General features: G+C 47.0%; 9 protein-coding genes. All 9 read right to left on the bottom strand.

Going from position 1 to position 13,854, the window contains the following annotated elements; all coding sequences use genetic code 11:
* Positions 1-421: 421 nt before the first annotated feature.
* The 9 genes from OMP40_RS22285 to OMP40_RS22250 all read right to left on the bottom strand — a co-directional run bounded on the left by OMP40_RS22285 (position 422) and on the right by OMP40_RS22250 (position 13,688).
* Positions 422-643 (bottom strand): hypothetical protein, encoded by a 222-nt coding sequence (locus OMP40_RS22285; RefSeq protein WP_277534621.1) that lies wholly within the window; start codon positions 641-643, stop codon positions 422-424.
* 16 nt (positions 644-659) lie between these two features.
* Positions 660-1,157 carry a sugar transferase gene (locus tag OMP40_RS22280; protein ID WP_277534966.1) on the bottom strand — a complete coding sequence of 166 codons (498 nt, stop codon included), beginning with the start codon at positions 1,155-1,157 and terminating at the stop codon, positions 660-662.
* A gap of 100 nt (positions 1,158-1,257) precedes the next feature.
* A complete protein-coding gene (locus OMP40_RS42110; RefSeq protein ID WP_420872007.1) occupies positions 1,258-1,536 on the bottom strand; it encodes a nucleoside-diphosphate sugar epimerase/dehydratase in 279 nt (92 codons plus the stop codon).
* Positions 1,537-1,540: 4 nt separating this feature from the next.
* On the bottom strand, positions 1,541-2,170 hold the full coding sequence (locus tag OMP40_RS22275) for a nucleoside-diphosphate sugar epimerase/dehydratase (RefSeq protein WP_277534619.1): 630 nt from the start codon (positions 2,168-2,170) through the stop codon (positions 1,541-1,543).
* A gap of 176 nt (positions 2,171-2,346) precedes the next feature.
* The gene (locus OMP40_RS22270) at positions 2,347-4,497 is read right to left on the bottom strand and encodes a hypothetical protein (RefSeq protein WP_277534618.1); all 2,151 of its coding nucleotides are present in this window, start codon (positions 4,495-4,497) and stop codon (positions 2,347-2,349) included.
* Positions 4,498-4,869: 372 nt separating this feature from the next.
* Entirely contained in the window at positions 4,870-5,889 is a 1,020-nt protein-coding gene (ltrA, locus tag OMP40_RS22265; protein WP_277534617.1) for a group II intron reverse transcriptase/maturase, read from the bottom strand.
* A complete protein-coding gene (locus OMP40_RS22260; protein WP_277534616.1) occupies positions 5,886-6,083 on the bottom strand; it encodes a TetR family transcriptional regulator in 198 nt (65 codons plus the stop codon). Before OMP40_RS22260 ends, ltrA begins: the two co-directional genes overlap by 4 nt.
* 574 nt (positions 6,084-6,657) lie before the next feature.
* Positions 6,658-9,429: an S-layer homology domain-containing protein gene (locus OMP40_RS22255; RefSeq protein WP_277534614.1), complete on the bottom strand. Its 2,772-nt coding sequence runs from the start codon at positions 9,427-9,429 to the stop codon at positions 6,658-6,660.
* Positions 9,430-9,923: 494 nt separating this feature from the next.
* The gene (locus OMP40_RS22250) at positions 9,924-13,688 is read right to left on the bottom strand and encodes an S-layer homology domain-containing protein (protein ID WP_277534613.1); all 3,765 of its coding nucleotides are present in this window, start codon (positions 13,686-13,688) and stop codon (positions 9,924-9,926) included.
* Between the last annotated feature and the right edge of the window lie 166 nt (positions 13,689-13,854).

Genomic DNA, 13,854 nt, shown 5'->3' with positions numbered 1-13,854 from the left:
AACCATTGAAGCTGCTAATATGTGAAACACAAGTGGCGATTTTACCTTCATCATTTGCACGAGGACGCAGAACCAGATCGTCATCAGGAAGACTGCATATCCGTTCGGATATTGAAAAATAGATGACATTCTAATACCATTAACTGAAGCAAGTGAATCTAGCAAGTAGGCATTTCCGATTAACACAGTGAAGCCATAAATAATAATTAAGTAACCAAATATGATGTACAGCATAGGAAAAGAACGCAAGAATCGTTCATAACTTTGCAGCAAACTTCCTGAAAAGAACATGATAAACGCCATACAAGCAACCAGAAAACCAAATTTGGCCAAGTAATGAGATTGTGCTCCTATGGAGCTAATCGCATACGTAAGAGGCATTATTAACCCTGCAATTCCTAGAAGGACACTTTTCTTAAGTTCAAGTTTTTTTTTGAATAATAACAATAGAACTCCAAAGCGCAAATAATGACATTACGATAAGCTCATAGAGCATCGGTTTCTCAAACTGAACTTGATTCGTTGCCCAAACGCCATAACCTTGAAATATACCGTTATTAAACATGGATATTAACAAAGTGATTCCGAGCATTCCCCAAGCGATCCATTCCAACCCTGAAATTGGTTCCTGTCTTGTTTTCAACGCCTTACACTCCTTATCAATATGCGCCGGTTCCTTTTACTACCGCCGGAATCGTTTTAAATATTATTTTCATTTCCAACCCAATGCTCCATCGCTCGATGTAGTAAATATCAAGATCAACCCATTGATCGAATGCAAGGTCGCTTCTTCCGCTAACTTGCCAAAGACCAGTCATTCCAGGAAGTACATCCATTCGCCGCCAGTGGTAGTTTGTGTATAATGCTACTTCTGATGGTAACGGGGGCCTTGGTCCAATTAAACTCATTTCTCCTTTCCACACGTTGATAAGTTGAGGCAATTCATCCAACGAATATTTACGCAGTAACTTCCCTATTCTCGTAATCCTGGGGTCATTCTTCATTTTAAAAGCCGGACCATTACTCTCATTTTCGCTAACCAGTTGTTTTTTTTCGAACTCTGCTTCCTGGTGCATGGAACGAAACTTCAAAATTTGAAATGGAATTCCGTTTTTACCCACACGTTGCTGCTTAAAAAAAGACTTCTCCTCTAGAATCTATCTTTATAAAAATAGCCAACACTAAAAAAAACGGGAGATAGCGCTATTATCAATACTGTACTTCCTATTAGGTCCGATATTCTTTTTTAGAAAGACATTAATCCCCCCGCAGTGGCGTCTTAACGATTTGCATGCACGGATATTCCAAGTCACTACGCATTGTAAAAACGGTCGTTAAACGATCAAACATTTCTGGAATTATTCGAATATCAACATGGTACTTGTAAACCGAGTGAAGAATGGATTCGATCGTACGTCGCTCTGAGGGAATTGTAATATAAACAATATCAATGTGTTGTTCTTCCATGATGGCTTCAAGATCGGAAGTTCGTCCTATTATGGATTCTCCTATCTTAAAGTCATCAAGGAATCCCACAATTTCATGTTTTTTTGGTACGTGCCTTCATTAGAGCTTGTTGAACTTCATTTCCTACTTTACCCGCTCCTACAATTAACACCCGTTTAGTGATAATCCCTCTTGCGTAAAGCTTACTTGATATAACCGAATTTATCACTCGCCACAATATAGATTCAGCAATCATTAAAATCAAAAACAATACTAACGTTACTCGAGAGTATACAGTCGTTGTTTTTAAAAGAAAGGTGATGCCCACGGAAAGCAGAAATGCATATATGATGGATCTCGTACTGAATATAACTTCATCTATAAAAGAGCTCTCTTCTTTACCGGAAAAGAGCTTCTCTTGTAGAAGCGTGAAAGCGTGTATCCCCAGTATCATAAATAACAGCAACATATAAGCGCCAAAGATTTCGACATCTCGATACCAACTAATCGGATTATAATCACTCACATTTGGATATTCTGGGATTACTCGTAATGCCATTAAGAAAAGAAAAGTTGCACCATAAGTTAGATACTCGGTTGTCCCTAGTATTGTAGTAAGTATGGACTTGATATGCTTACGTTTCACGTTAGTTTGGGCCATTAAACCAACATTGCCTGCATCCCGTTTATAACCATAGCTTCTCAGTGAGCTATTCGTTTGCATGTCACCGATCTCCAATTTTATACGATTGCTGTCTTTATTTTAACATAATTTCGACAGCAATAAGTCGCTTTGTTCGATATTAAAAGACAAGCTGTCGGCTTTACACGCCAACAGCTTGTTTGTTTTTCTATTTATCCTACTTTACTTGCGCAGCGTTTTCAGTAGTCCAGTCATTCTCAATATACCAGTTGAAAGGATGCTCCGCTATGAGCTTTTTTAGATCCTTGTATGACTTCGTAAAGCTTCACCGTATTGAGTATTTCCGTTCCGCCATTTACACCGCCATTGTTTTCGAATGGCTTTTTAAAAGCGATCGTCTTCTTTTCACCAGGTTGGACAGCTCCAGCTCCTTCGCCTTCGAGTGCGAGTTCCTGCGTGAAATAAGTCTCCACTTCTCCTGTACTTTTATTTTTAGATTCGAGCGTCAAAATAAGTTTGCGATCAGCAGAATACACATTGTAGGTTGTGTCCTTTACTAAGCTATAGTCTAGGACTACCTGCATATCATCACCAAATACTTGTGGTGTAAATTTATTAACAGTTAACGTATAGGGCAACAAGCTGAGTTGATTGAATACGCCAGATGTACTCCGTTCTTGTGGCAATCCAAATTGAACAGCATTTACATATCCTTCAGCAATCGCCGTACCGCTCGTATACTTCGTATCTGTCACTGCTTCCCCGATGATCAACTTCAAATTATTAGAATCATAGGTTTGAGGGAGGTTAGCACTAAAGTTTACCAGGGCTTTATTAGAAGCATTCACCTGGCCTTGACCAGTCGAGGCAGTGGCTGGGAAAATATCTCCGTTGTCACTCATAAACACGCCAACGAGCTTAATCGGATCAATGGTTCTTTTCTCTTTGCTCGTTAAAGTAACTTGTACATTATATACTTTCGTCACAGAATTGTTGTATATGTCTACGGTATTAACTGCCGCTTCCATCTGGCTACCATCTCTAGCAATAGCGTATACCTTGTCAGATGCGTATTTGGGAATTTGCGTGAGATAATTTACAGTTGCAAGTTCACCAGCCTTGTTTATTGTTTTATCATCGATTTTATTGTTTATAACCAACTTAGCTTTCGTAAATGAATAATTTGAGGGTATCTTGGCATATACATCAATATCTACATATCCGTTCGCATTTAAGGCGAATTGATTGGCAGTTGCTACTGTTTTAAAATCGATTTTTGCAGTATTATCTAGTAAGAAGTTTCCTGTCACATTTGGAATCCCAAGAGAGTTAGCCGATTTATTCGTAATTCGAATACGCGCCGATAATACATCTTGATTTTCCCATGGCTCACGCAGCAACTGCGTCAAACGATATTCATACTTCCCATCCTCTGTCGTATACATAAAATTGTCGGTAGCCGTTGTCGTGCTTTCGCTACTAGTCGTATATTTAATATTGTACTCTCCTACCGGCAGTACTAGGCTCTCTGTGCCACTTTCCCTCGTTACAATTAATCGAGCACCAGTCGTAGAGACTTTACTTGGTAAAGTTACTGTCATTTCAATCTCTTTACGTACCAACGGAGCTAGAACAAGGTCGGTTGTATCGGTTGGTGCAGCCTCATACATTGCCCCCGTACTTGTTACGATATAGTATTTAAATTTTGAAATCGTCGCCGTTTTTTTACCTATATTATTGTAGACAAATTTAAGCTTTGCCAATTTATCCTCGCCCGATTGCCCTATTGAGGCTGAAGAGATTTTTGTGTAAAGTGTTGTACTGTTGTAATAAATCGCTTTGTAGGATGTGGAGGCTACATTATTTGTAAAATTCTGAGGAAATTGAATTTGACCGATTGTTCGTTCATATCCAGAAACCGAAAAATCGAATTTTACAACCTTTAATACCAGGTCCGAAAGCTTCGCATTCGCCCCCACGCTCGCATATATCGTAAAAATCAGCGTAGAATTCGGAGCTATTTTAGCTGTTTTGAGATCGACAGTAGCCGTCTTAGAGTCTCCCGTTGTCTTAATTGAATACTTATTTCCGGATTTATTGGACAGTCGGAACCAATAGTCTCCAAGGTTAACGGAAACATTTCCGTTATTCTTAACGGAGAGCGTGTAAGCCACTTGTTGTCCTTCATCAGAAGGCATCATAGCAACGTCTATGATAGAAATTGAACTATGAGCGGTTAACGTAATCGGTCTTATAATTTTGTTAACAGCAGTAATTGCTGATCCGACGCTCACCGTTTGAGCAGCAACAGCATGATTTTCGGATATAACAGGCGTGCTGATAAGCGCGAGGGCCGTTAGTCCAATCAGCCACTTACGTTGATTTACTAATGCTTGATTGTTCTTCATGAGGGAGCCTCCCGATTTCCTTTATTTCAAGTATATCTTTTACAAATGAATAGAGGATGAACATCACTATCTTAGACGAAGCTTGACCACAAAAAGTTCTTGTCTTTTAGAACATTATTTAAATTTTAATCTTTAAAAGTAGAGTAGAGAACTGGAATTTCATCGGAGGGCGCAAGCCCTCCTTTACTATTCAAGCTCCCCCTGCATCAAACCGGACGTGAGGTTTTCCCTCATCCGGCTTGCCGATGTTCTTCTTCCTTCAGTGTTGGGGTACTTTCTCTAGCTGGCGAGTTTCTTTAGTCCTGCTAACTGTGCCGCCATGGCGGCTTGCCTGGACTTGCTGTGTTTCTTACGGCGGTAGCGCTTCTTGTTCTAGAACAGCGTGAGGCGTTTTCGGATGTACCAGTCGATCTTGTTCAGGAATGGGTCGGCAAAGGAATCAAACGCGTGGTCGTTCTTCCACCCCTGAATCTTGGGGTTCAGTTCCGCCACCATCTGGTTCATCGTCCAGTAAAGGCGGTTTCTCGGCTCGGTCGTTTCCTTCACCTTCTGTCTCATGCTCTTCATCGCCTTCTTGGACGGGTAACTGCGGAGGATTGAGACTGTTTTGTTCCCCTTCAGCTTCTTCCTTATTTTCCGGTGATGAATCCCCAGAAAATCGAATCCCTGTTTGTCGTCCCACAGTTTGATGAGCTTCGACTTTTCCCTGTTCATCTCGACTTCCAGCTTTCCGAATACCGCCTTGAGCACGTCAATCGCTCTTAGCGCTTGTTCCTTGGTTCTGCACAAGATCACAAGATCATCGGCGAATCTCACCATCGTTCCCGTCTCTGCGAACTTCTTCTCCCAGATCGTATCCAGGTAGTTTAGATACAGATTTGAAAGTAAGGGGGAGATGACGCCGCCCTGCGGACTTCCCAAGTCGGTTTCGTGAAACTGATCATCTTTCACGAAACCTGCTTTCAGCCACTGCCGAATCAGCTTCAGCACCCTTCGGTCACTGATCCGCTGCTCCACCAGTTGCATCAGTTTGTCATGGGCAATGTTGTCAAAGTAGCCGCGAATATCGATGTCGACCACCCAGTAGACGCCCTTCTTCACCGCTCGGCGGATATGCCGGATCGCCCCGTGCTGGCTGCGCTTGGGTCTGAATCCGTACGAGCAGTCTTTGAAGTCGGCTTCGAAGATGGGCTCCACCATGATTTTCGTCGCCATTTGCACGACTCTGTCCCGGATCGCCGGAATGCCCAGCGGCCGCATCTTGCCGTCCGCTTTCGGAATTTCCTTGCGCCTTGCCGGTAATGGGCGATATTCTCCGTTCCTGAGTGTCGTCTGGATTTCGTCCACAAATCGTTCTTCGCCGATGACTTTCACGATGTGGTCGATGGTCATTCCATCCCCCCCCCACCGCTTCCGCCGTTTCCTTTGACCCTTTTCCATGCTTCCCATAGGATGTCGCTGCGATAAACCTTGTCGTATAACGCATGAAACCGCCGCCTCGGATTTCCCTTGGCTTCAAGGCTTAGTGCTTGTTGGAGTTGTTGAGCTTTAGCTTTGGCGTCGTTAGCAGGTTGAACTGCATTCACTGACTCTTTCCTTCTCCAAGTACATGAACAAAGCAGGGGCCCTTCCCTCCATGAGGTTTTGTTGTCCTCACTTCATCGGTACTATGGCCCCCTCCGACTCCCTTCCCGCAGCTCGCCACTTCACCTTTTGGGCTTATAGGTCTGCTCCTTACGAAAAAAAAATTTAGTGCGGGGGGAGAGTCTCCCTAGTTCCAGACACAACTTTCTCGGCATGCCGTTCCCCTTACACCGGAGAGTTCTTCCGCGCTGCGCTTCCAAGGGCTTCACGCGTTCCATGGCCTTCGCCCATATTCGCAGGGCTCGGCACACTCTTGTCCCTTTCGGGTCTTTTTTTTGACGATGCGGCAGGATTCACTTCATGTTACGGCCTGTCGATTTGCTCGCACTCCAATGAGTTACTTTGTCACCGGGCTTCAACCTTAGGATCTCTCCGCCAGTTGCCCGTCAGCTACGAGGCGACTTGGCTCTTACCTCGACCGGACTTTCACCGGCTAGTTGTGCCTAGCTTGCTAGGCGCGCCAAACACAAAAAGAGAAGCAAGCCATAAAGGCTTGCTTCTCTAATGAGTTGACAATTATTGAACAGTCAGGGATACATCAGAAACAGTGTTGTCGTTCGCATCCTTGATGTTCGAGCTAGCAAACTTCACTACGATCGTTTGGCCAGGAGCAAACGTGTTAGCGTTAGTCAGACCAATCGTCAGAACGTTGTTAACGTACGTGTACGATGCAACGTTAGTGTTGAAATCAATCTTGTTGTTGTTAACGTAGATCTCAACGCCACCTTCAGTACCTGGGTCGAGCACGTTTTCGCTGAACGTTACGTTGATCGATTTGTCGCTAGCAAGTGCAGCGGAGACAGCAATCGGCTTAACATTTTCCTTCAGCAACAGATCCTGTTGAACGTCGGAAGCTGTCGTGGAAAGAACGTTGCCGTCCTTGTCTGCGATATTGATAACCTTAATCGTACGCGTACCATTTACCGGGATCGTGCCGGACGGAAGTTCAGCAACAACCTTGGTGTAGGAAGGGCCGTCAAAGTAGAACGAAGTACCTGTCGGCAGAGCCGTCCCATTGATCAAGAATTTGCTAACATCCAGTGCCGCAGACGTCAGTGCATGGCTGAACGTAAACGTCAGCTTGCTACCTTGTTGAACGATTGGAGCAGACAGCTTGACGACAGCATTACCGGAAGAAGTATTGCCAGAAACCGTGATCGAAGCAGTCACTTCGCTCGAAGAGTTGGTGTTACCGACCGTGTCAATAACACTGTTCTTAGGCAGCGTTACCTTGTAGGTGCCATTCTTCAGAGCGCCGCTGCTCAACAGCGATGCGTCTGCAACAGTAATAACAAGATACTGTGCTTCGCCGGAGTCCGTAGGAGCACCGTTGCCATTTGCATCATATACATATGCAAAGGTAGAGTTCGCTGCACTCAGCGAAACGCTTTGACGAACGGAGTCAGTAGAGACAAAGTCGATAGTAGCAGTTTGAAGATTGGAAGCTGGAGCAACAAGATCTTCATTGAATTTCAGAACGATTTTGTTGCCGGAAACGAATCCAGATGCAAATGCAGGAGCAGCGGTGTCCTTAGTCAGCGTAACGCTAACCGTGTACGGCGTACCCGTGTTGCCAACCAAGTCCTTATACTCGGAAACCGTCACAGATGTGTTCAGGAAGCTGCTGCCGATCCAAGGAGAAGTAGCAACTACAACTTCATTGTTGGAATCGGTATCTGCCGTGGAGTAAACAACGCCTTGCGCACTTGCAACCTTAACGCCAGTTACAACCTTTTCGCTAAACTTAATGCGCAGGTTGCCGTTTTCCGGAGTTACGGAAACGATCGTAGGAGCCGTCGTATCCGAAGGTACCGTCAACGTAGAGGTCAGGTCAACACGGTTGCCGACCAAGTCTTGAACAGCAATCAGGTTCAGCGTGTATGCCTTGCCCACTTCAAGACCCTTGAATGTCAGCGTTACATATCCCTTAGCATCCTTAGCAAAAGTATAGCCAATCGGCGTGCCGTTAACGGTGTACTGGATACCGTTCAGCGAAACAGCTGCGTTGATATCAGTAGCGGAGGAAGCAACCGGCTCGCTGAAAGTAACAACTGCATCTTTGCCAACATACGAAACGTTAGCGATCGAAGGAGCGGTCGTGTCGGACAGGCTGATCGCTTGCTTGAACTCAGCCAGCGACAGACCGGAAGCGGACTTCAGACCGGAAACCACGAATTGCTCGTAAGTGTTGTTAGCGAAAGCGTTAGCGAACGTCAGCGTGACCGTTTGCTTGTCGTCGCTGAGATCAGCTACAGTCGGGTAGACAACAGAGTTGGTACCCAGCTTGTAGGACGTCAATACATTGTGGCCACCAGCAAGCGTACCAGCTTGAACAGGCTTGTTGAACTTAACGACGATTTGCTTGGAGTTTTGAACCGTTACGGACGATACGTTGAAAGCATCAACCGATACAGTCTTTTCAACAGCAACCGACGCCTTCGTTCCATCATAAGCAACGACAGTCAGCTTGTAAGAACCAGCGGATTGCTTAGCAGTCGTGTACGTGAAGGTCTTGTCGTCCTTCAGCGTAGCAGCTACTGCAGCGTCAGTACCGAGCGCAACCTTTACACTGTCGGCAGAGCCAACAACCTTGCCAGTTACCGTGATCGTGTCGTCAGCGTTAACCGTAGCCGCAACATCGCTCAGAACCGGAATGGCCTTGAGTTGGTTTACAAGGTAAGCAACGTCGATCGTTTGGCCACGCGTAGCGTTAGCCTTGTAGTTCGAAGGAACAGCCAGACCAGCGTTGATCGCAGCTTGGATGTACGGGCCAGCCCAAGCGGACGAACCAGCAACGACTGCGCCGTCAACCGGCTTGATGTTAGCGAGGATAACTGCAACCTTGATCACCTGCTCAACGGTAACGTTCAGCTTAGGACCAAACTTGCCAGCGCCGATACCGTTAACCAGACCGGCGTCGGAAGCGGATTGGATAGCCGCGAAGTACCAGTCAGCAGCCTTGACGTCAGAGAAAGACGACACGCTGTTGATTACCTTCAGGCCGCCAACGCTTGCAACGATCGTCGCGAACTCTGCACGAGTCAGCGTAGCGTCCAGACGCGGGTTGCCGCTAGGGTCGCCCTTCAGAACGCCTTGATCAACGAACCATTGATACTTTTGAGCTGTAGTCAGCTCAGTTGTTGCGGCAGATGCCAAAGAGGCAAACATGCCGAACACCATAGCCAGAGCTATGAGAAGAGACAAACTTTTCTTCATAACCTTTTTTTCTCCTCCTCGGAAAGGACTCTGTAATGTTTGTGTAGAAGATTTGTAGCTCGATTCTCTCATCGGTGTGTCACCCCCTCTCCGGAGTTGAGCGTTGTCTATAATTGATGTCTGCACATGTCTATGGTAGTAGAAGCATGTCGCAGAAACTCGTAAACAAGCAGAAAATGGCCAGGGTAAATGATGCCACTTTGATCATTATACATGCGAGCAAACCTAGCGTAAAGAGAATTCTTGGAAATGCTAGCACGCTGCATGACTTAAGTCCCTCTTGAAAGTCACATGATGTTAGACGCGGTTCGTCATGAAAAGTTGCGCTTGAATCCATTTTTTTTAATCTAATTTTTTCCGGATTTGTCCTGACTACATTTACACGGTTTCAGCGACTCCCAATCATGCTTGTCTTCCAGGCTCAACCTTCTATGTATGACTTAAGACTTCCATAGTATAGCCTAAGGCCGTCGACGGCGTCATTGCCAAAAGTTTTCCTCCAGCGCACAATTCTATGAAAAATGAGAAACGGGAGCCCCGCCAAAGCGGAGACTCCCGACCGGACATTAAAGCTTCTTGAGCTTCTTCATGACGCGCTGTGCGATGACCGCCGCATCCGCGCGGGAGAGATTGGAGTCCGGTTCGTAGCGGAACGTCGCTTTGCCGCCAGAGACCGTGTTGGCAATTCCAGAGATAAACCCGGCCTTGTTCACGGCCAAGATCGAACTCACTGCATAAGTGTCCGTCGTCGATGCATCGGTGAAAATCTTTTGCAAAGACGCAAGATCCTTCTCGGCATCCGCATTGCTCTTCACCAGATTTAGCGCCCTCGCGATCATGACGGCCGCTTCGCCGCGCGTCAGGTTGTCGTTGGGCATGAACAACCGAGGCGATTTGCCTCTGATATACCCCTTCTTGACCGCCGTCTCGACGTAACGATAATTCCAGTACGGCTGATCCGGGTAATCGAATGGCTGTACGTCGTCGAACGTCATATTGTTCGGGTCATACTGGAGCGGAATCCCCATCATCTTCACAAGCATTTGTGCGAATTCGCCGCGCGTGATGTTCTCATAGACGCCGAAGGAGTTCGCATCCTTGTTGTTCATGACGCCATGGGAGAACATGGACTCCAGCGCGAGCCGCGCATACTTGTGGCCGATAATATCGCTGAAGCTGTAGCGCAAGCCCATAACCGTATAGTACCCGAAGCCGTCAAATGGGGCGGTTACAGTCTTGTTAGACGTGTTAACGACGCCGCCGATGTTTTCCCAGCCATTGTTCGTATAGCGCCAGACGCTTAAGTTTTGCCCGTAGACGTTCGCAATGTTCGCGTCATATTTCAACGTAATGGAGCCTCGTTGCGAAGGTTCCAGCCATTTGGAGGCGTCATACACCCGGCCGTAGAACATGTTCGAAGCCTGATAAGGCTGCATCGCCTTCACCATCGTAAATTCGCCGCTGGTTGTCGATGCCGTCGCGTCGAAGTAGCCTGCATCGATCCAAAACAGCTTGGAGGCATACGCGAAATTCGTTTTAGGCGTCAAACGATCGACCGCATACGAATCCACCGGTACATCCTTGATCGTACCATCAAGCGAGTTGCCCGCCAGATCCGTCTCGCCTACAGCGTTATATTTCTTTAAAGTACGTCCATCCGTTCGATCGGCAATGCCGAAGTAGATCTGCTGGGAGTTGAACAGATCGACCGTCTTTACGTCCTGTCCCGGACTCGTATTGGCCTGGCGCAGGAACGTGTTCTTCGGAAATGACAACTGTAGCTCGCCGCTAAAGATGTTGACTTTGCCCGAAGCAGATACATTCGCTTTGTACTGTGCAGCTACCGAATTGTCCGCTGCGTAAGTTACGTCAAATGAACCGTTCACCTTTTGCGTACCAGTGACGACCGTAAATTTAATCGTGTTTTTGCCGGCTTTAAGATTAGGCATCTCGTAACGGAAAATGTCGCCCTCGCCTTTAGTCATCTCAACCTTGCCGATAAGCACTTGACTCGCACCCTCCGCCTTGATGCTGATCGGCAGGAAGTTTGCGTTGATGACCGCCTCGTTCGGCAGCTTCGGCGATAGCACAAGATACGGAGAATAATCCCGAATGATCGTGATCGTCTGGGATACAGTAACGGTGCCCTTCCGCAGGATAACCGTAAAGGTGATCTTGCCGGAAGTCGGCAGCTTGATCTCCGAAAGACGAATCTGGTATTCGGTCTCTCCGGACTGCAGGGAGTACTGCGTAAGCGGCAAGCTATTCGCTCTCATATCTACAAAAGGTTTGATACTGTCTGCTGGAGTCGCAGGATCCGTCAAATCAAGTCTTGCCGGTGTGACAGAAGTATTAATCTTTCCTGTTGCAACGGATTTGCCATCAATCAGCATATCCATTTCGTCGAAGTCTTTGGCCTTGAAAAGCAGGTCGAGCGACTTTTCTGTCGTCGTGTATTCATTGGTGTCCGTGACCGCAAACTTCACGTCGGGATCCGAGAATTTGCGCTTTGGCAAAGTAGGATCGTCGTTGTTCGGCGGCAGAACGTAAGGCACCGGTCTAATGCTGGTTACCGCCGGCTCATCGTCCGAGAACAAATAGATCGTATAGGAAGTAGATACGGGAACGCCGCTCGCTTTGCCTGAAAACGTAATCGTATTCGCACCGGCCACAAGCGAAATTGGCGTCGGCGTCGTATTGCCGGGAACAAACGTGAACTTGCCGGAGCTAATTGTAATGTTGCTGCCCTGATTCAACGGCACGGTTCTGCCGTTAAGCGTAACCTGGAGCGAATTGAGCTCTGCGGCGGTGTACAAGTTGAAGTTGGGCAGACTGCCCACAATGTTGTAATTCAGGAAGTTGGTTGGATCAGTAAACGTCATGCCGGTGTACAAGTTTTCGATTTGGATCGCCGGCGCCGGATTATAAGTAAAGGCGCGAGTAAGCGTATAAAGTGTCGTCGCACCGTTCTTAATGGCAAAAGTCAACTTCAGTTGACCGGCCGGCAAACTGCGAATAAGCAATACAGGCTTGCCCGCGCCATCGAAGTATGAATTCTTCACAATATCCGATTGGGCCGTTACATCTTCAGTACCGCGCTCGACTTTGACATCGACTGTATTTGAACCGAAATTCAAAGTATCAAGCAGTAGATAAAGCGGAAGTTGAGAAACCACTGCATTGTTGGAAAAATTTGCGGTCGAGGCTGCCGTAACCGTAGTCCCCGATGAAGGCACTGTTACATTGTACATCTGCTTAATGCCCGCGATGCTAGGGGAACCGGACAGCAGCATCTTAAACGCCAGCGTATCCGTCAGCGTTGGGCTTGGACCGATGATACGCAGATAATAGTCGCCATTCGTGGACACATCAAAATTATTAGCTATCGTTGTAAAGTTGTAAATCACATAACCGGGTGTTGTGTTTACAAGCGAGTAGGTGCTGCCGGAGACGGAAGTCGCAGCGGTGTCTCCCGTTTTCCACAATTCTACTGTGACATTGCCCGCAGGTACGGTCGTACCGGTGTAGGGAATGACAACAGTACCCGATACACTCGTCGAAGCAATTGCCGAAGTGAAGGTCGGCTCACCGCCGATCTCCTGTGTTCCCATCTTAACGCCATAGGCCGTTAATGAACCGTTATAGTATACAAGATACCGCTTCAATTCATAAGTCTTCGTTGCGTTTTTAGCAACGATCGTCAAGGTGTTCAAGCCATGATTCAGCGCGATACCGGACAACACAAAGCTAGAACCGGCGCCGCCAAACATCTGCGTTCCGTTGATCGTTACTTCGGTCGCATTGGGCGCCTTCAAGGAGATCGTGGCGGTCGGGCTGGTCACGAGAAGCGAGCTGCTCTCGGGGAGCACGGTGCCGTCGATCAGCTTGATGTCCGAGATGACAGGCACGTTCGTAAAATTCACGTAAGCAGTGCCGTCGACAATATTGCCTGCCGTATTCGTACCGGTAACCGTAATTCGGTTCAGGCCGTCATAAATCGTGATACCAGCGAAACGGAAAGAATTAGATCCGGTAATGATAGGCTTCGTCGAACCGATCGACGACTCGGCAACCTTGGTGGTCGATCCGTTTATGATCAGCTTTTCGATCTTATAGTTAATGGTCGTAGAAGAAACGCCGCTGAAAGTGCCCGCAATGTCGATAACATTGTTGTTCACCTCGGAAGGCGCCTGATCAGAAGTGCTGTAATCGTCGAATTGGAAGTAAGCCGATGCCGCATCCGCGGACTTGACGGGCGTCAATGGCAGGAGCGTCGCGACGAGCGCCAGCGTCAGCACCCAAGCGATAAACCGTGTGTTCAGAAGTTTCAAAGGAAAAATCCTCCTTGTGCGGGATCGTTAGTTATAGGGACGTCGGAAAACGGAATAAAGGAACGAACACCACCCAACTTGCCTCGGAAGACAGTTATCGTACTGTTGTTATCGGTCGCTCGGCCCCAATTGTTTAGCCATTTTCTCCATAATAAGACTCCGTACC

The organism is Cohnella rhizosphaerae, from assembly GCF_029525575.1.
In the GTDB taxonomy this organism is placed as follows: Bacteria; Bacillota; Bacilli; order Paenibacillales; family Paenibacillaceae; genus Cohnella; species Cohnella rhizosphaerae.
The sequence above is the reverse complement of the archived record's forward strand: the minus strand, read 5'-3'. Positions and strand labels throughout refer to the sequence as shown.

Coding starts and splice junctions, on each gene's coding strand:
- ltrA (WP_277534617.1), bottom strand. CDS start 5,889: ATGACCATCGACCACATCGTGAAAGTCATCGGCGAAGAACGATTTGTG.
- OMP40_RS22275 (WP_277534619.1), bottom strand. CDS start 2,170: ATGCAAACGAATAGCTCACTGAGAAGCTATGGTTATAAACGGGATGCA.
- OMP40_RS22270 (WP_277534618.1), bottom strand. CDS start 4,497: ATGAAGAACAATCAAGCATTAGTAAATCAACGTAAGTGGCTGATTGGA.
- OMP40_RS22255 (WP_277534614.1), bottom strand. CDS start 9,429: ATGAGAGAATCGAGCTACAAATCTTCTACACAAACATTACAGAGTCCT.